Raw genomic sequence first — 17,101 nt, 5'->3', positions numbered from 1 at the left:
CGCCTCAGACGTTCAGCAACAGGTGCTCGCGTTCCCAGGCCGAGATCACCTGCTGATAGGCATCGTGTTCGGTGAGCTTCACGTCCATGTAGAGCGTGACAAAATCCTGTCCCAGAACTTCCTTCAGCTCGGACGCGGTGCGCAGATTGTCGAGTGCGTCGAGCAGATGCCGCGGCAAAGCGTAACGCTTGCTGTCATAGGCGTTGCCCGTCATCTCCTTGGTCGGTTTCAGATCGTTGACCATACCGATATAGCCGCAGGCAAGTGACGTCGCGATAGCGAGATAGGGGTTCGCGTCGGCGCCCGGGACGCGGTTTTCGATCCGTCTGCCCTGCCGTTTCGCTTCGGGGACGCGAAGGCCTACGGTGCGGTTCTCGTGGCCCCAATGCGTGTTGATGGGAGCGGCGTGATCGCGGACAATGCGACGGTAGGAATTGACGTTTGGTGCGATCAACGCCATCGCATCCGGCAGGAATTTCTGCAGGCCCGCGATGTAGGACAGGAAGAGCTTCGTATCCTTGCCCTGTTTGGTGGCAAACATGTTGTCGCCGCTGTTCGCGCTCACGATCGACTGGTGAATATGCATCGCGCTGCCGGGCTCGCCTTCATAGGGCTTTGCCATGAAGGTCGCGTAGATGCCGTGGCGAAGCGCGGCTTGCCGCATGGTGCGTTTGAAGAGAAAGGCCTGGTCGGCGATTTCCAGCGGGTCGCCATGGTCGAAGTTGATCTCGACCTGTGCTGCACCGGATTCATGGATCAGCGTGTCGATGTCGAGGTTCTGCGCCTCGCAGAAATCGTACATGTCCTCGAAGATCGGGTCGAACTCGTTCACCGCGTCGATGCCGTAGGACTGGCGCGCGGTTTCCTGACGCCCGTTCGCCCCGACCGGCGGTTCCAGCGGATAGTCGGGATCGATATTCTTGGCCGCGAGGTAGAATTCGATTTCGGGTGCGACGACCGGCTGCCAGCCCTTGGCTTCAAAAAGGGCGATCACGCGCTTCAGAACGTTGCGTGGCGCGATCGGCACGGGCTTCTCGTCGCGGTAGTTGGCATCGCAAATGATCTGCGCCGTCGGTTCGTCATACCAGGGCACAACGCGGACAGTTGCGGGGTCGGGATCGAGAATGATGTCGGGTTCGATGTCGCCGAGAAAATCGCTGTCGACATAGTCGCCGGTCACGGTCTGACCGAAGATCGATTCCGGCAATTTGAGAGAGCGGTCGCTGAGACCGGCAATGAATTTCCGGGTCGGAATGATCTTGCCCCGCGCAATGCCGGCCATGTCCGACACCATGCACTCGACTTCGGTAATGCGGCGGTCCTTAAGCCACTTGATCAGGTCGTCCGCGTTCTCGACCTTGTCTTCCTTCTCGTTGCCCATTGCCATGGGACACCACTCTTTCCTTGTCCGCGTTCGCGGCCGCTGCGTCGCGTACCGCGTCTCCAAAGGCCCGGAACAGCTTTTGCGATACCGGGTTTTCCCAATATTTCCATTCAGGGTGCCATTGCACACCGAGGGCGAACCCCTTCGCGCCGCGCACCTCTACGGCTTCAATCGTGCCGTCGGCGGCGCGGCCTTGAGCGATGAGTCCGTCTGCGAGGCGTGCAATGCCCTGCCCGTGCAGCGAGTTTACCTCAATCGTCCGTGTGCCAAGCAGATTTTCGAAGATGCCGTCCTCTTCCAGCATCACGGCATGGGCGGGCCCATACTGCACGTCGAGCGGATCGTCCTTGTTCTCACGATGGTCGAAGCGCGGCTCGTAACCGGGGTCGGAGGGGACTTCGTGGATATGCTGATGAAGCGTACCGCCGTAAGCGACGTTCAATTCCTGAAAGCCGCGGCAGACGGCGAAAAGCGGCACCGCCCGGTCTACACAGGCGCGAATGAGCTTGAGTGTCAGCGCATCGCGCTGGCGGTCGATCAATACGCCCTCGCGGGGCGCTGTGCCGTCATATTCGTCGGGATGCACGTTCGAATGGGAGCCCGGCAGGAAAATGCCATCGCAAAGATCGAAGAGTTCGGTGAGATGGTCTCGCGCCTCGTCGAAGGGTTCGCGCGGCACCGGCAAAAGGATGGGCTGGCACTCGGCACAGCCATCGACCGCTGCGATGTACTTCTCGCCAACCGCATGGAAAGGATGCGGTCCCAGCATTTTTACGTCGCAGGGGATGCCGACAATGGGGCGCCGGCCTGATGTTCTGGTCATGCTGGTTCACAAATACCACGCCGCCCCCGTCTCAGGTCAAGGCGGGGCGTGACGCCAGGAGAATGTTGTGTCGAGGATAATAGACGCAGCGCTCAGACGCCAGCCGAAGCAGCGACTAGCGCGGACCGCCAATTTCCGGGCGCTGATCGTCGCGCAGGACGAAAAGCGAATTGTCGGCGCGAATGCCGGTCTCGACATTGCGCAGCGCTACTGTCGTCTGCAGGCCCTGCACGTCCGTGACGACCCACTGACGGAGCTGCATCTTGGGCCGGTCGAAGATCAGGGTGATCTGCCCCGGGGCTTCGCCCGAGCGGTCTGCCAGCGTGATGAGGAGCGAGCCGGGCTGTTCCTCGACGTTGAGGATGCGGGCTTCATCCCGGAGGTTCACGTTTTCCGCGAGAATGAGGCTCAGCGGGGTCGATGCCATGGGATAGCGCTGGGCGGCAGCGGAACTGTCCTTGACGGCGACCCAGGTGCCGTCCGCCACAACGAGGAGGTTTTCCGGTGGCGAATATTCGAAGCGGAGCCTGCCGGGGCGGCGCAGGTAGAAACTGCCTTCCGCCACAGACCCATCCGGCCCCACCTGCAGGAAGTCGCCCTGCAGATTCTCCAGAGCGGTGAGATAGGCGCTCGCTTCATCGAGAGCCCGTCCGTCTTTCTCGCTGAGCGACGCCTCCGATGACGTGGCAGCCGAGGCTGCCATGCCGTCTGCCGTCTCGGCCCGCGCCGTGCCGCCGCCTGCGGTCAGGAAGGCAACAAAAAGCAGGGCCAGCCCGACAAGCGCCGCGGCAAACAGCATACGCTGCCGGTAGCGGTGGTTTTGTTCCAAGTCTCTCATGAGAGAAATCATGGCTGCCCTTTGTGGCGAAATATGGAGCCCTGAAGGGCGTTTTGGCGGCAGGCGGTTAGCGCCAGGTTAATGCCGGAAACCCGCGGCTTCAGTGGTCACCCACAAGAACTTCGCGTTTTCCTTGATGGTTCGGGGGACTTACGACGCCCTGCTCCTCCATCAGTTCAATCAATCTAGCGGCACGATTGTAGCCGATCTGAAGGCGGCGCTGGATATAGCTCGTCGAAGCGCGCTTGTCGCGCGCGACGATGGCGACCGCCTTGTCATAGAGGTCGTCGCCCGATCCTGCACCGCCGTCGAGCGCAAAAGGATCGTCGCCCTGTTCTTCCTCGGCGGTGATTGCCTCGAGATATTCGGGCACACCTTGCTTCTTCAGGAAGGTGACGACCTTCTCGACCTCTTCGTCCGAAACGAAGGGACCATGCACACGGCGGATGCGTCCGCCGCCTGCCATGTAGAGCATGTCGCCCTGACCGAGGAGCTGTTCGGCGCCCTGCTCGCCGAGAATGGTGCGGCTGTCGATCTTAGAGGTCACCTGAAAGGAGATCCGGGTCGGGAAGTTTGCCTTGATCGTGCCGGTGATGACGTCGACGCTCGGGCGCTGCGTTGCGGTGATGATATGGATGCCTGCGGCGCGCGCCATCTGCGCGAGGCGCTGCACGGCAGCTTCGATTTCCTTGCCTGCCACCATCATGAGGTCTGCCATTTCGTCGACGATGACCACGATGAAGGGCATGGGCGAGAGGTCCATCTCCTCTTCTTCGTAGATGGCCTGGCCCGTTTCCTTGTCGAACCCGGTCTGGACCGTGCGGACCAGCACTTCGCCGCGCTCGTTCGCCTCGGTGACGCGTGTATTATATCCGTCAATGTTCCGCACACCGACTTTCGACATCTTGCGGTAGCGGTCTTCCATCTCCTTCACGACCCATTTGAGCGCTACCACGGCCTTTTTCGGTTCCGTCACGACGGGAGAAAGAAGGTGGGGGATGCCGTCATAGACGCTGAGTTCCAGCATCTTCGGGTCGATCATGATGAGTTTGCACTGCTCGGGCGAGAGCCGGTAGAGGATCGACAGGATCATCGTGTTGATGCCAACAGACTTGCCCGAGCCGGTCGTGCCGGCGATCAGAAGATGCGGCATGCGCGCGAGATCGGAGAGTACCGGTTCGCCGCCGATATTCTTGCCGAGCGCAAGCGAGAGCTTTGAGCTCGAGTTTTCATATTCCTGCGTTTCGAGCAGTTCGCGCAGATAGACCATTTCGCGTCGCGCATTCGGCAGTTCGATGCCGATTGCGTTACGGCCGGGCACCACGGCGACGCGGGCCGAGACGGCGCTCATCGAGCGCGCGATATCGTCAGCGAGCGAGATCACGCGGGAGGATTTGATGCCTGGCGCGGGTTCAAGTTCGTAGAGCGTCACGACAGGGCCGGGCCGCACGGATATGATCTCGCCACGAATTCCGAAATCGTCGAGAACGGATTCGAGGAGCCGTGCATTCTGCTGCAGCGCTTCGTCGGTCAGATGTGTGGCGACGCTCGATGCCTTTGGCCTTGTGAGAAGGTTCAAGGGCGGCAATTGATAATCGCCCGCCGGTTCGAGCGGAAGTTTGGGTTGTGCCTCGCGCGCGGCACGGGTGGAGGGCTTTGTCGGCTTTCCGATGCTGCGGTTCACGCGCGGCGCGGGTTTGTCGGCCCATGCAGGTTCGACCCGTTCCTCTTTTTCGGTGCGGGTCTCGCGGCGGCGGGCGCGGCGTTCGGTTGTGCTTTCCTCTTCAGTGCGGCGCCCGAATTTGCCGCTGCGGCCCTGACGCGCGGCTTCAATCTCTTCGGCCGAGAGCGGTGCATGATCGCCGCGGCGCAGAAGGCGGTCCGTCATTTCGCTGAAACGGTCGCCGACCGTCCATATGGCCATCCGCAGACGGCTTGGCTCAACGTCGGGCCTGCGCGGGCGCGGCGCTTCTTCCTCGCTGGCGCCGCCGCGGCGGCGAGACTTCGCCCCGCCCGTATAGCGGCGTTCCTCGACCTCTTCCTCTTCGGCGCCGCGCAGATTGCGGACGCGTTCTGCGGCGGCGCGCAGGTCCGCAATCGAGGTATCGGTCGCAAAGAGGGTCAGGAAAAAAGCGAGCGGAAGAACAATGAGCGCCGTCAGCGTGTAGGCGGCGGCTTCTCCCGTGAACGGCGCGAAAACGCTCAAGCCAAGCGCGGCAAGCGCTTCGCCCAGTACGCCCCCGAGACCAAGCGCGAGGGGCCAGAAGGTGAAGCGCGGCAGCGCACCGAGGAAGGCGGCGGCGGTAAGCGTTGCCGCGAGCCAGGCGGCGACGCGGAAGACGATGTGGGAAGACAGCTTGTGCGAGAAGGCGCGCACACCCCAGACGAGGGGCGGCACGAGCAGCAGGATCGAGGCGAGGCCGAGTGTTTGCAGGAGAACGTCGGCAACATAGGCGCCGGGAAGACCCATCCAGTTTTCCGGTGCGCGCGTGGTTGCATTGTTGAGGCTCGGGTCGTCGATCGACCAGCTCACCACTGCGAGCAGCCCAAAGCCCGAGAGCAGCATCAGCACGACCCCCGCCCCTTCCACGATGCGGCGCAAAAGGAAATCGTTCACTGCCGGCGGCAGATAGCTCAGTGGGTTGACGAGCCACCGTCTCACGCGCTGATCCCTCCGATTACCCCGTGGGGTCGGCCGCTTCCGCGAAGCAGCTCCGGACTTCGTCGTTGCCGTTTTCTTCTTGCGCGCGGTCTTGGCGGACTTCGACCGGCCTTCCTTCGTGGAGGAACCGATCACAGAACCTCCGCCATGCGCGCAAGGGCTTCTTCGGTTTCGCTTTCGCCATCGACAAGCGCAACGCGAATATAAGCTTTGCCGGGATTGCCTCCCGGTCCGTAAGGTGAATCTTCGCGCGAGAGATAGGCTCCCGGCAACACTTTCACGCCGGCTTTTGCCCAAAGCTCACGCGCGGCCGTTTCGCCATCACCGACATCGAGCCAGAGAAAAAAGCCCCCCGGCGGTCTGTAGAAGCCGAAACGGTTGCCGAATACGCGCTCGGCCGCGTCGATCTTCGCGCGGTAGAGGTCGCGATTTGCGCTTGCGTGTGCGTCATCGTTCCAGCATGCGGCGGCTGCGGCCATCAGCGGCAGCGGCACCTGGGGTGCTGCGATGTTGCGAAACCCGCGAAAGCGCTGCATCAGGGCGCGCTCGCCCGCGCAAAAGCCCGAGCGCAGGCCCGGCAGGCTGGAGCGTTTGGAGAGCGAATGAAAAACAATGATGTTTGCGAAAGGGTCGCCCGTGCCGCCCTGCTCGCCTTTTCCTTCGGCTTCGAGGGCGAGGGCGGCCTCAAGCGCACCGGCAGGGGCTTCGCGGTCATAGATATCCGCGTAGCATTCGTCGATCGCGAGCGTGATGGCGTGGCGTCGTGCCAGCGCAATCAGGCGTTTGAGATAGTCCATGCCCGCCACCGCCCCTTGCGGGTTTGCAGGGCTGCAGAAATAGATCATGGCCGTGCGGGCGAGGAGTTCATCCGGCAGGGCCTCGAAATCGGGCATGAAGCCCGTTTCGCGCGTGGCCGCGATGTAGACCGGCTCGGCGCCCGCCGCGAGGGCTGCGGCCGCATAGCACTGATAGAAGGGGTTCGGCATCAGGATCGCGGGCCGTTTCCCGGCCTTTTCGGCGGGCGTGGCGATCTGGGCGATGTTGAAGAGAGCCTCGCGGGTGCCGTTCACCGGCAGGATCTGTGTTTCGGGATCAAGCGCCCGCCCATTGCCGATGGATTCATCGATGCCATAGCGGCGGCCAAGCCAGCCTGCGGCGGCATTCCGAAAGCCGGGTGTGCCGATAATCGGCGGATACTTTCCGAAAAGCGCGGAATTCCGGGAGATTTCTTCCATTACGAAGTCTGGAAAGGGGTGCTGCGGTTCGCCCAGCGACATGACGAACGGCGGCTTGCCGGGCTCAATGCCCTCGATCAGCGCGTTCAGGCGCGGAAAAGGGCTGTCCGGCAGGCTGTCGAAGCGGGAAGAAGGGCTTGCCGTCATGGGAATCGCGCAATGTCCTGTGGCGCATCGGACCCGCCATACAAGATGCGGGGCCGGGGTGAGCGGAACGGCGCGATCTTAGCTTCCGGGGGCGGGCCGGTCCAGTCACGTGAACCGCCCCACCCCGTGGAAAAAGCTGTGGAATTCCCGCACCTTATCCACAGACTCGCAAGCAGCCGTTTAACGGAAGCTTAAAAGTGGCTGCGGGGGCACCGGTTTCTTTTCAGCGCGGAGGAATGTCGGCTTCCGGGTTTGCGCCGATCCTGTGGATGGAAAGGTCGGCGCCGCGATGCTCTTCCTCCTGGCTGAGGCGAATGCCGATCGTGGCCTTGAGGATGGCGTAGAGGGCGAAGCCTGCAAGGCCCGCATAGAGCGCGCCTCCCAGCGACCCGACAAGCTGGCTGAGGAAGCTCACACCTCCCAGCCCGCCCAGTTCGGTGAGGCCGAAAATTCCCGCCGCGATGCCGCCCCAGAGGCCGCAAAGCCCGTGGAGGGGCCAGACGCCGAGAACATCGTCGATCTTGAAGCGCCGCTGACAGGCCTCGAACATGACGACGAAGAGCGCCCCGGCGATGCCGCCGACGACAAGCGATCCGAGCGGGTGCATGACGTCCGAGCCGGCGCAGACGGCGACAAGGCCGGCCAGCGCGCCGTTATGGATGAAACCCGGATCGTTTCGGCCGGCGACGAGCGACATCAGGATGCCGCCCACCATCGCGAGGAGCGAATTGAGGGCCACGAGACCCGAGACGCTTTCAAGCGATTGGGCCGACATCACGTTGAAGCCGAACCAGCCGACGCAGAGAAGCCAGGAACCGAGCGCAAGCCAGGGGATCGACGAGGGCGGGAAACCGACGAGCTTGCCATCCCTGGTATAGCGGCCGCGGCGCTGGCCGAGCATCACGACCGCGCCGAGGGCGAGCCAGCCGCCGACGGCATGGACGACGATCGAGCCGGCGAAATCGTGGAAGGGCGCGCCGAAGGCGTTCTCCAGGCTGTCCTGAAGGCCGAAGTTTCCATTCCACACGAGGCCCTCGAAGAAGGGGTAGACAAGACCGACGATGATCGCCGTCGCCATGGCCTGTGGCCAGAAGCGGGCCCGTTCGGCAATGCCGCCGGAAACGATTGCGGGGATCGCGGCCGCGAAAGTGAGGAGGAAGAAGAACTTCACGAGCGATGCACCCTGCGGCGCAAAGCTTGCGCCTGCTGCTGCCGCATCGCCGCTCAGCACCGCCGCGGAAAAGAAGAAGCCGACGCCATAGGCGACTGCATAGCCGACGAAGAAATAGGCGACGGTCGAGACGGCGAAATCCGCGAGGATCTTCACCAGCGCATTCACCTGGTTCTTGTGGCGCACCGTACCCACTTCGAGGAAGGCGAAGCCCGAATGCATCGCGAAGACGAGGATTGCGCCCATGAGAAGAAAAAACACATCGGCGCCCGCGCCCGGCACGGCGCCAGCGGATTCAATCGCGTCCATGAAGAGGTCTCCCTTTCGTTGCCACCATGTATCCGGCCAGCCATTCGTCGGCCTGTTCCGGGTACGCCTGCCGCTTTTTCGCCCTGCCGGTTTCCGGTTCCGAGTGTGCGGCCTGATTATTCAGCGATTTGCACAATCAATATGCATGCCATTCGGTGTGCACTCGCCAGGGCGCGAGGGATCAACGAATTAGCTCGATCTTGTGAAGCGGAGAAAAGAAGCACCCCGGAAATCTGCCTATCGTTTGACCCCTGTTTCGAGGCAAACGGGTTAATTATTATGCAGAGCGGAGCGGGTGGCGGGTGCAGTCGATGCGCCGGAAAACGCCACATAAAAAAGAGCCCGCGGAGGGGGTCCGCGGGCTCCAGAGTCGCCGTAAATACCCGGAAATGGTGGCAAGGGCATTACGGCCGTGGGAGAGGAACGGGACCCGAGGGGCCCCGTTCCGAGAGATGCGTATTAGCTGGCGGTAAACTCCGGATAGGCTTCGACGCCGATTTCGGCCTTGTCGAGACCCATCATCTCCTCTTCTTCCGAGCAGCGGATGCCGATCGTGAAGCGGAGGGCCAGCCAGAGCACGAGGCTCGTCACGGCGACGAAGATGCCGATGGAGATCACGCCTGTCGCCTGAACAGCGAAGGAAGTGTCGCCATTGGTCAGCGGAACCGCCATCGTGCCCCAGATGCCGCAGAAGAGGTGGACCGGGATCGCACCCACCACGTCATCGATGTGGAGCTTGTCGAGGAGCGGAACCGTAAGCACCACGATCACGCCGCCGAGGGCGCCGATGATGAGTGCCCAGCCGAGGGTCGGCGCGAGCGGTTCAGCCGTGATCGACACGAGGCCAGCCAGAGCGCCGTTCAGCGCCATGGTGATGTCGACCTTCTTGTAGAGAAGCTGCGTGAGCAGCATCGCCGCGACTACGCCGCCAGCGGCAGCCATGTTCGTGTTGATGAAGATCGTCGAGACCGCGTTCGCATCGGCAATCGTGCCGAGAGCGAGCTGGGAGGCGCCGTTGAAGCCGAACCAGCCGAGCCACAGGATGAACGTGCCGAGCGTTGCGAGCGGCATGGAAGAACCCGGCATCGGGCTGACGCCGCCACCCTTCACATACTTGCCGATACGCGGGCCGAGGATGAGCGCGCCCATCAGAGCGGCCCAGCCACCCGTCGAGTGCACGATCGTCGAACCGGCGAAGTCGGAGAAGCCCATCTCGCTGAGCCAGCCGCCGCCCCACTGCCAGGCACCCTGGATCGGGTAGATAAAGCCCGTCAGGATGACCGTGAAGAGGAGGAACGGCCAGAGCTTGATACGCTCGGCAAGGGTACCCGAAACGATCGACGCGGCTGTCGCCACGAAGACCACCTGGAAGAACCAGTCCGAGGCAGAGGCGTAGCCCGTGCCGTCAGCCGCGACGCCGCCCGAGTCATCGACACCCCACAGCGAAATGCTGCCGAAATAGCCGCCGTCCACACCGGCATACATCAGGTTGTAGCCGATCAGGTAGTACATGATGGTGGCAATGGCGAAGAGCGAGATGTTCTTCGTGCACTGCATCGCGACGTTCTTGGAGCGGACAAGGCCCGCTTCAAGCATGGCAAAGCCGGCTGCCATCCACATGACGAGGAACCCGCCAATGAGGAACAGCAGCGTATTGAAAATGTAAGCCGTCTCCGGCGCACTCAGCGTAAACGCTTCTTCGGCTTCCTGCGCAAAGGCAGGTGCCGACATGGCCAGCACGGCGAGCCCCGCCATCCCCGCCATCTTTGTGTATCGTCCAGTCTTGCTCATCGTTCCTCTCTCGTTAGAGGGTTGCCTTCCCCAAATATGAAAGTCTTTAATCCGTACAGGGATTAAAGCGCTTCCGCGTCCGTTTCGCCGGTGCGGATACGCAACACCTGCTCGACGGAAATCACAAAAATCTTGCCGTCGCCGATCTGGCCGGTCTTGGCCGCACCGCTGATGGCGGAAACGACGCTGTCGGCCTGGTCTGTCGATACGACCACTTCAATCTTGAGCTTCGGCAGGAAGTTCACCGCGTATTCCGCGCCGCGATAGATTTCGGTCTGACCCTTCTGTCGTCCGTAGCCTTTAACTTCGGTCACGGTCAGGCCCTGGACGCCGATCGCCGTGAGGGCTTCTCGGACTTCGTCCAGCTTGAATGGCTTGATGATTGCCATAACGAGCTTCATATGAGTTTCCTCTTTAATCTGCCGCCGGAATGGCCTCGTGCCGCCGACGTTTGTCCGCCTGGTCCCAACGCCGCCCCCGGGAAAGAGGCGGGCGTCCAAGCTCAGGCATCAGCTTACAATCAAGAACCGTGCCGCGCGCAGGCGGTGTCTTTGCCGCAATGAATCTCGCGGAATCCGGCGGCTTTGCGGTAGATGTTGTGGTGACGCCTGCCGCTGTGCGGAGAGCGTGCCCAGAAGGGCTGCCCCGCGCTGCACAAATTCTGTGCAACCGCTTTTCGAAAAGTCAGTCCACGGAGATATGGCTGCAGAGCAACTCATCTCACTCACACATTTCTGTTGTGCGGTTCGGGCCTGTTGTGAGGCCGGGATTGTTGTGAAGGCGGGTCAGGTGATGGCCATGCGGGTCCGCATCGCGACACCCCAGCACTGCCGCCCGCGAAGCCGAAACCGGCAAGGGAGCCTCTATCCAATGGCCGAGGGCGGCAAATACCGCACTAAAGCCTGTTTCTCCGGCACCATAAACGGAGTGCCTACAATTTAAGCACCTTGTTTATGGTGAGCGGCGCTGCATCGCGTTTTCCGAACGGGGGCTCTCCGGCGGGACAGGCCGGGAGAGGTATGGGGTGGGTTTCCCGGTCCGGGCACATCGGATACTCTTGTTAAAAAGGCGGAGTTTGACTCCGCAAAATAAGGGCGCCTCGGGCGCATTCCAGAGGGACGGGGAGGTCCATGGCGGAAATGGCAAGGAAGTGGCCTGTGGCGGTCAATGCTGCGGCGGGTCTGGTGCTGGCCGGTTTCATCGGCTGGCAGTTCATCGGCGGCGGAATGGAGGAGGCTTCGTCCTCCGCTGAAGCCCCACCCGCAGAAAGCCAGCAGGCCGATGCGGAAACGGCGGCATTGCCGGTTCCCGCGCCCGCAGGCGAAGCGGAAGGCGCGGCAGGCGTCGATAGCGAGCGTATCGCCAATGCGGATGCGGAGCCGGGCAACTGGCTTGCGCATGGGCGGACCTATAGCGAGCAGCGCTACTCGCCGCTCGACCAGATCACCCCCGGCAATATCGGTCAGCTCTCGCTTGCATGGTCGCTCGACACCGATACGACGCGCGGTCTCGAGGCCACGCCCATCGTTGTCGATGGCACGATGTATATGTCGCTCAGCTGGGGCATCACCATTGCGGTCGATGCGAAGACGGGCGAGGAGCTGTGGCGCTTCGATCCTGAAGTGCCGGGCGAATGGGGCCGCTACGGTTGCTGCGACGTCGTCAATCGCGGCGTTGCGGTCTGGAAGGGCCGCGTTTATGTCGCGAGCTTCGATGGCCGTCTCTTTGCGCTCGATTCAAATGACGGGTCGGTCGTCTGGGAGGTGAACACGATCCCCGGGCCGCCCTATACGATCACCGGCGCACCGCGCGTCTTCGGCGACAAGGTTGTCATCGGCAATGGCGGCGCGGAATATGGTGTGCGCGGATATATCACCGCCTATGATACGGAAACGGGCGAACAGGTCTGGCGCTTCTACACGGTACCGGGCGATCCCGAAAAGCCGGTCGAAAATCCCGAACTCGAAGCTGCAATGCCGACCTGGAAGGGCGGTGAGTGGTGGAAGATCGGTGGCGGCGGTACGGCGTGGGACGCGATGGTCTATGACCCCGAACTCAACACGCTTTATGTCGGCACCGGCAACGGTTCGCCCTGGACGCGCGAAATCCGCTCGCCCGGCGGTGGCGACAATCTCTATCTTTCGTCGATCCTCGCGCTTGATGCCGATACGGGCCGTATGAAGTGGTACTATCAGGTGACGCCCGGCGACAACTGGGACTATACCGCAACGCAGCCGCTCATGCTTGCCGAACTCGAATTCGACGGCGAGCCGCGCAAGGTCATCATGCAGGCGCCGAAGAACGGCTTCTTCTATGTGATCGACCGTGAAACGGGGAAGCTGCTTTCGGCGGATCCGTTCTCGACCGTGACATGGGCAAGTCATGTCGATCTCGAAACCGGCCGTCCCGTCGAAACAGGCGACGGCGAGTATGGCGACCGCACTGCCTTTGTGCTGCCTTCCGCCAACGGTGCGCATAACTGGCATCCGATGGCCTATAGCCCGCAGACAGGCCTCGTCTATCTGCCGACGCAGGATATCGCCGGCATTTATTCGCTCAGCGAACAGTGGAAGACGGAAAAGGCCTTCACGCCGAAAGAGAACTGGTGGAACACCGGCATCGACTGGACCGATTATATCGACGCGATCAACGCGTTGCCGGAACTGCCGATGGAGAAGGGCTATCTCAAGGCATGGGATCCGAAGACAGGCGAGGTGAAGTGGCAGGCTGAATATCCCGCGCCGCTCAATGGCGGCGTGCTGGCGACGGCGGGCAATCTGGTCTTCCAGGGCACGGCCGACGGCTATCTCTATGCCTACAAGGCCGATACCGGCGAACAGGTCTGGGCTCAGCATATCCAGACAGGCATCGTTGCGCCGCCCATCACCTATACGGTCGATGGCGAGCAATATGTCACGGTGCTTGCGGGCTGGGGCGGCGTGAACATCGTCTCGGGCGATGCGCGCACTTCCGCCGCGGCCAAATATGGCAATCAGGGACGTCTGCTCTCCTTCAAGATCGGAGGCGGGGGTGAGTTGCCCCAGCTTGCGATGCTTGACCAGTCGATCCCGGAATGGCCGCCGCTCACGGCATCGGAAGAAACCGTGCGTCAGGGCGAGATCGCCTATTCGACCTATTGCATGCTCTGCCACGGCGCACTGGCCGTGTCGCCGGGTGTCACGCCCGATCTTCGCCGCATGGGCGAAAGCACGCGTGAACATATTCAGGACATCGTGCGCGGCGGCATTCTTTCCGACAACGGCATGGCGAGCTTCGCCGACCATTTGTCGGAAGAAGATGTCGACGCGATCCTCTCCTATGTGCAGAAGCGCGCGCTTGAGGATCGGGCCCGGCAGCAGCCGGTCAACTGATCCGCGCCATCCAGAAGACAAGGCCCCGGAGAGAAATTTCCGGGGCCTTTTTCGTCGGTGCCGTCAGTGCAGGGCGCGCTCGACGGCAAGCCCGATGGAAAGAAGCCTTTGTTCTGTATACGGAGCAGATTGCAGCATCAATCCGATAGGCAGTCCGTTGTCATCCTGTCCGCAAGGCAGGGAGATGGCAGTGAGGCCAAGCTGGTTGCCGATGGTCGTGTTGCGCAGCGCCATGCGGTTTGCCCGGCCATAGGCGTCTCCGCCCGGTTCGAGGTCGGCGATGGGCGGCGGCGCAATGGCGACGGAGGGCATGAGGACGGCATCGACGCCGGCCGTCGCCGCCAGATAACGCGCGGTGATGTCCCTGCGGCTCAAATCGGCGCGCAGAAGGTCGCCTGCCATCAGCTTCTCGCCTGCCATCACACGTTCGAAGACGGGGCGGTAGATCAGCTTCTCATTTTCACGAAGCACTTCTCCCCATTGCGCATAGGCTTCCGCGACGAGACGGCTCGCCTTCGGATTCCAGGCAAGCGCATGTATCTCGTCGAGTTCGGGCAGGGCATGTTCGACGATCTTCACGCCCGCGCGCACAAGGCGGCGGATCGCGGTATCGAGCGCGCTCGCGATTTGCGGTTCGACCTCCGACCAGCCGACGCCTCCCGGCAGCCAGAGCGAGAGGCGGTTGAGATCCGCCGCAACGGCCGGCCTTGCCTGTCTGCCTTCGAGAAGCGCGAGAAGGGCGCTTGCGTCCTGCACGTCCTTCGCCAGCGGTCCCACCGTGTCGAAGCTGGGCGAGAGCGGCACGGTGCCGCTCAGCGGCAGCAGCCCCGCCGTCGTCTTGAGGCCGACAAGTCCGTTCCAGGCGGCGGGAATGCGTACCGAGCCGCCCGTATCCGTGCCGATGGCGCCCGCCGCCAGCCCGCTCGCAACAGAAACGCCTGCACCCGCCGAGGAGCCGCCCGGTACGCGCTCGATCTTGCCGTCATGGGGGTTTGCGGGGGTGCCGAATTTCGGATTGATGCCGAGGCCCGAAAAAGCGAGCTCGGTCATGGTCGTTTTGCCGAGGCAGACCGCGCCTCCCCTCGTTGCGCGGGCGAGGACTTCGGCGTCATGCGCGGGCACACGGGTTTTCAGCGCAAACGAGCCGCCCGCCGTCGCCTCGTTCGCCACGTCGAAAAGGTCTTTCCAGGAGAGAGGTACGCCGTCCAGCGCATGACGGCGCAATCCCCGTTCGGCCCGCCCGGCCGCCGCTTCCGCTTCCGCGCGGGCGCGTCTTTCAAGCAGGCGCACATAGATGCGCTTGTCGGGGTCGTTGAGCGCGGCGCGCTCGAGGAAATCCTCCGCCACCTCGCGCGGGTCGGCCTTGCCCTCCTCGAAGGCGCGGCCAAGCGCGAGCGCGGTCATATCGGCGAAACTCATGGCTCTCTCCCTGCCCGAAGGCGGATCTGGGTCCGGGCGGAGACTAGGACTGCGCGGCGCCTGCGTCCATCCGGCGCTTGCCTTCGCCCGCCTTACGGACGATCTTGCTGTCCATGACAGACAAGCCGGATAGCGACATTCTTATCGTCGGCGGCGGGCTCGCGGGGCTTCCCCTCGCGCTTGCCTGTGCGCAGGGCGGTCTCACCGTCACCGTGGTCGATGCGCTCGACCCGGCAACCGCGACCGATGCCAAGTTCGATGGCCGCGTATCCGCCATCGCGCTCGCCTCCTGCCGCATGTTCGACCGTCTCGGCGTCACGCAGCATCTGAAAGGCCAGATGCAGCCGATCAACGACATCATGGTGTCGGACGGCCGCGTGCGGGAAGGAGCCTCTCCCTTCTTCCTTCATTTCGACCACAAGGAAATCGGCGACGAACCGCTCGGTAACCTGATCGAGAACCGGCATATCCGCATCGCCCTGCAAAAGGCCGTGGAGGCGGAGCCGCTTGTGCGGCTTCTCGCGCCGCAAAGCGTGAAACATGTCGATTACGGTTCGCAGGTCACGGCGACCCTCGGCAATGGTGAAAAGGTGACGGCGCGGCTATGTCTGGCGGCGGACGGGCGCGGATCGCCCACGCGCGAAGCAGCGGGCATCAAGACCATCGGCTGGGATTATGGCCAGACCGGCATCGTCTGCACGGTTGAGCACGATCTTCCGCATGAGGGCGTCGCGCAGGAATATTTCCTGCCCGGCGGTCCCTTCGCCATCCTGCCGATGGTCGGTAACCGCTCGTCGCTCGTCTGGACGGAAAAGACGGCGGACGCCAAGGCAATCCTCGCGCTCGACGACGCGGCCTTCGCGGAGGAAATGCAGGCGCGCTTCGGCAATTATCTCGGAAATTGCGCGCCCACGGGGCCGCGCTGGTCCTATCCGCTGACGCTGCAACTCGCGCGCGATTATGTGCGCCCGCGCCTCGCGCTGGTCGGCGATGCGGCGCATGGCATTCACCCCATCGCGGGGCAGGGGCTCAATCTCGGGCTTCGCGATGTGGCGGCGGCGGCGGAAGTCATTGTCGATGCCGCGCGGCTCGGCCTCGATATCGGTTCGCTCGATGTGCTGGAGCGTTATCAGCGCTGGCGGCGTTTCGACAATGTGGCGCTGTCGCTGCTGATGGACGGGCTCAACCGCCTCTTCTCGAACGATATCGGGCCCGTGCGTCTTGCGCGCGATCTTGGCCTCGGCCTCGTTTCGCAGATCGGGCCTGCGCGGCGTTTCTTCATGCGCCATGCGGGCGGCGTCGTCGGCGACCTGCCGCGGCTTCTCAGGGGCGAGGCGGTCTGAGCCTCATTCCCGGCCGGCTCATTCCCTGCTCAGGCCCTCGCGCTCCAGCGCGGTGATGTAATCCGTCCAGATCTTCTCACTGTCCGTGCCCAGCCGGTGAAGCGTTTCCCAGGTATAGAGCCCTGTGTCGTGGCCATCGTCGAAGACGATGCGCAGCGCATAATTGCCGACCGGCTCGACCGTGGTGATCGCGACATTGGCCTTTCCCGGCACGGTCTTTTTCTGGCCGGTACCGTGGCCCTGCACCTCGGCCGAAGGGCTCTCGACGCGCAGTAATTCGGCAGGCAGACGGAATTTAGTGCCATCGTCGAAGTCGACTTCGAGGATGCGCTCCTTGCGCTTCAGGCGAATATCGGCGGGCCAGGGCGTGGCGGCATTCATTGCCTTTACTCGTCGTCGAGCGAGCGGGCTTCGTCCGTCAGCATGATCGGAATGCCGTCGCGGATCGGGAAGGCGAGGCGGGCCTTGTCGGATATGAGTTCCTGCCGCTCGCGGTCATAGCGCAGCGTCGTCTTGGTGGCCGGGCAGACGAGAATTTCCAGAAGCTTCGGGTCCACTTCAACTTTCGGCGCGCGCGCGCCTTCCTGCATTTCCGTCATCGTCTTCTC

13 protein-coding genes are annotated in these 17,101 nt (G+C 62.9%); 2 read left to right on the top strand and 11 right to left on the bottom strand.

Going from position 1 to position 17,101, the window contains the following annotated elements; translation table 11 throughout:
* Positions 1-4: 4 nt before the first annotated feature.
* The 8 genes from ABJO61_RS11905 to ABJO61_RS11870 form a co-directional block, all read right to left on the bottom strand.
* Positions 5-1,387 (bottom strand): glutamine synthetase family protein, encoded by a 1,383-nt coding sequence (locus ABJO61_RS11905; protein ID WP_348325299.1) that lies wholly within the window; start codon positions 1,385-1,387, stop codon positions 5-7.
* Complete coding sequence (locus ABJO61_RS11900) at positions 1,323-2,207, bottom strand: gamma-glutamyl-gamma-aminobutyrate hydrolase family protein (protein ID WP_348325301.1); 885 nt, start codon at positions 2,205-2,207, stop codon at positions 1,323-1,325. Before ABJO61_RS11900 ends, ABJO61_RS11905 begins: the two co-directional genes overlap by 65 nt.
* Positions 2,208-2,322: 115 nt before the next feature.
* Positions 2,323-3,045 carry an outer membrane lipoprotein carrier protein LolA gene (locus tag ABJO61_RS11895; protein ID WP_348325303.1) on the bottom strand — a complete coding sequence of 241 codons (723 nt, stop codon included), beginning with the start codon at positions 3,043-3,045 and terminating at the stop codon, positions 2,323-2,325.
* 100 nt (positions 3,046-3,145) lie between these two features.
* Positions 3,146-5,707, bottom strand: a complete 2,562-nt coding sequence (locus ABJO61_RS11890) for a DNA translocase FtsK (protein ID WP_348325305.1) — start codon at positions 5,705-5,707, stop codon at positions 3,146-3,148.
* 131 nt (positions 5,708-5,838) lie between these two features.
* The gene (locus ABJO61_RS11885) at positions 5,839-7,089 is read right to left on the bottom strand and encodes an aminotransferase class I/II-fold pyridoxal phosphate-dependent enzyme (RefSeq protein ID WP_348325307.1); all 1,251 of its coding nucleotides are present in this window, start codon (positions 7,087-7,089) and stop codon (positions 5,839-5,841) included.
* 223 nt (positions 7,090-7,312) lie between these two features.
* The gene (locus ABJO61_RS11880; protein WP_348325309.1) at positions 7,313-8,569 is read right to left on the bottom strand and encodes an ammonium transporter; all 1,257 of its coding nucleotides are present in this window, start codon (positions 8,567-8,569) and stop codon (positions 7,313-7,315) included.
* A gap of 459 nt (positions 8,570-9,028) precedes the next feature.
* Positions 9,029-10,360, bottom strand: coding sequence for an ammonium transporter (locus tag ABJO61_RS11875; protein ID WP_348325311.1), 1,332 nt, complete (start codon positions 10,358-10,360; stop codon positions 9,029-9,031).
* 62 nt (positions 10,361-10,422) lie between these two features.
* On the bottom strand, positions 10,423-10,761 hold the full coding sequence (locus ABJO61_RS11870; protein ID WP_293216145.1) for a P-II family nitrogen regulator: 339 nt from the start codon (positions 10,759-10,761) through the stop codon (positions 10,423-10,425).
* A 729-nt stretch (positions 10,762-11,490) separates the two neighbouring features.
* Between ABJO61_RS11870 and ABJO61_RS11865 the strand changes: the two genes are divergently transcribed.
* Positions 11,491-13,731 carry a PQQ-dependent dehydrogenase, methanol/ethanol family gene (locus ABJO61_RS11865; protein WP_348330549.1) on the top strand — a complete coding sequence of 747 codons (2,241 nt, stop codon included), beginning with the start codon at positions 11,491-11,493 and terminating at the stop codon, positions 13,729-13,731.
* Between the two features lie 63 nt (positions 13,732-13,794).
* On the opposite strand, the gene ABJO61_RS11860 is transcribed toward ABJO61_RS11865, so the two are convergent.
* The gene (locus ABJO61_RS11860) at positions 13,795-15,150 is read right to left on the bottom strand and encodes an amidase family protein (RefSeq protein WP_348323332.1); all 1,356 of its coding nucleotides are present in this window, start codon (positions 15,148-15,150) and stop codon (positions 13,795-13,797) included.
* Positions 15,151-15,263: 113 nt separating this feature from the next.
* Here ABJO61_RS11860 and ABJO61_RS11855 point away from each other — a divergent pair, with 113 nt between their 5' ends.
* Complete coding sequence (locus ABJO61_RS11855; protein WP_348323331.1) at positions 15,264-16,493, top strand: FAD-dependent monooxygenase; 1,230 nt, start codon at positions 15,264-15,266, stop codon at positions 16,491-16,493.
* A gap of 18 nt (positions 16,494-16,511) precedes the next feature.
* On the opposite strand, the gene ABJO61_RS11850 is transcribed toward ABJO61_RS11855, so the two are convergent.
* Positions 16,512-16,874: a DUF971 domain-containing protein gene (locus ABJO61_RS11850; RefSeq protein WP_348323330.1), complete on the bottom strand. Its 363-nt coding sequence runs from the start codon at positions 16,872-16,874 to the stop codon at positions 16,512-16,514.
* A 5-nt stretch (positions 16,875-16,879) separates the two neighbouring features.
* The gene (locus tag ABJO61_RS11845; RefSeq protein ID WP_348323329.1) at positions 16,880-17,092 is read right to left on the bottom strand and encodes a Trm112 family protein; all 213 of its coding nucleotides are present in this window, start codon (positions 17,090-17,092) and stop codon (positions 16,880-16,882) included.
* Between the last annotated feature and the right edge of the window lie 9 nt (positions 17,093-17,101).

This window comes from Parvibaculum sp., assembly GCF_039973015.1.
Classification (GTDB): domain Bacteria; phylum Pseudomonadota; class Alphaproteobacteria; order Parvibaculales; family Parvibaculaceae; genus Parvibaculum.
This window is presented reverse-complemented; position numbering and strand designations above follow the sequence as displayed.

Bases quoted from the DNA above. Each gene is read 5' to 3' on its own strand.
- ABJO61_RS11855 (WP_348323331.1), top strand. From the start codon at position 15,264: ATGACAGACAAGCCGGATAGCGACATTCTTATCGTCGGCGGCGGGCTC.
- ABJO61_RS11850 (WP_348323330.1), bottom strand. From the start codon at position 16,874: ATGAATGCCGCCACGCCCTGGCCCGCCGATATTCGCCTGAAGCGCAAG.
- ABJO61_RS11895 (WP_348325303.1), bottom strand. From the start codon at position 3,045: ATGAGAGACTTGGAACAAAACCACCGCTACCGGCAGCGTATGCTGTTT.
- ABJO61_RS11875 (WP_348325311.1), bottom strand. From the start codon at position 10,360: ATGAGCAAGACTGGACGATACACAAAGATGGCGGGGATGGCGGGGCTC.
- ABJO61_RS11865 (WP_348330549.1), top strand. From the start codon at position 11,491: ATGGCGGAAATGGCAAGGAAGTGGCCTGTGGCGGTCAATGCTGCGGCG.
- ABJO61_RS11870 (WP_293216145.1), bottom strand. From the start codon at position 10,761: ATGAAGCTCGTTATGGCAATCATCAAGCCATTCAAGCTGGACGAAGTC.
- ABJO61_RS11845 (WP_348323329.1), bottom strand. From the start codon at position 17,092: ATGACGGAAATGCAGGAAGGCGCGCGCGCGCCGAAAGTTGAAGTGGAC.
- ABJO61_RS11885 (WP_348325307.1), bottom strand. From the start codon at position 7,089: ATGACGGCAAGCCCTTCTTCCCGCTTCGACAGCCTGCCGGACAGCCCT.
- ABJO61_RS11905 (WP_348325299.1), bottom strand. From the start codon at position 1,387: ATGGCAATGGGCAACGAGAAGGAAGACAAGGTCGAGAACGCGGACGAC.
- ABJO61_RS11880 (WP_348325309.1), bottom strand. From the start codon at position 8,569: ATGGACGCGATTGAATCCGCTGGCGCCGTGCCGGGCGCGGGCGCCGAT.
- ABJO61_RS11860 (WP_348323332.1), bottom strand. From the start codon at position 15,150: ATGAGTTTCGCCGATATGACCGCGCTCGCGCTTGGCCGCGCCTTCGAG.
- ABJO61_RS11900 (WP_348325301.1), bottom strand. From the start codon at position 2,207: ATGACCAGAACATCAGGCCGGCGCCCCATTGTCGGCATCCCCTGCGAC.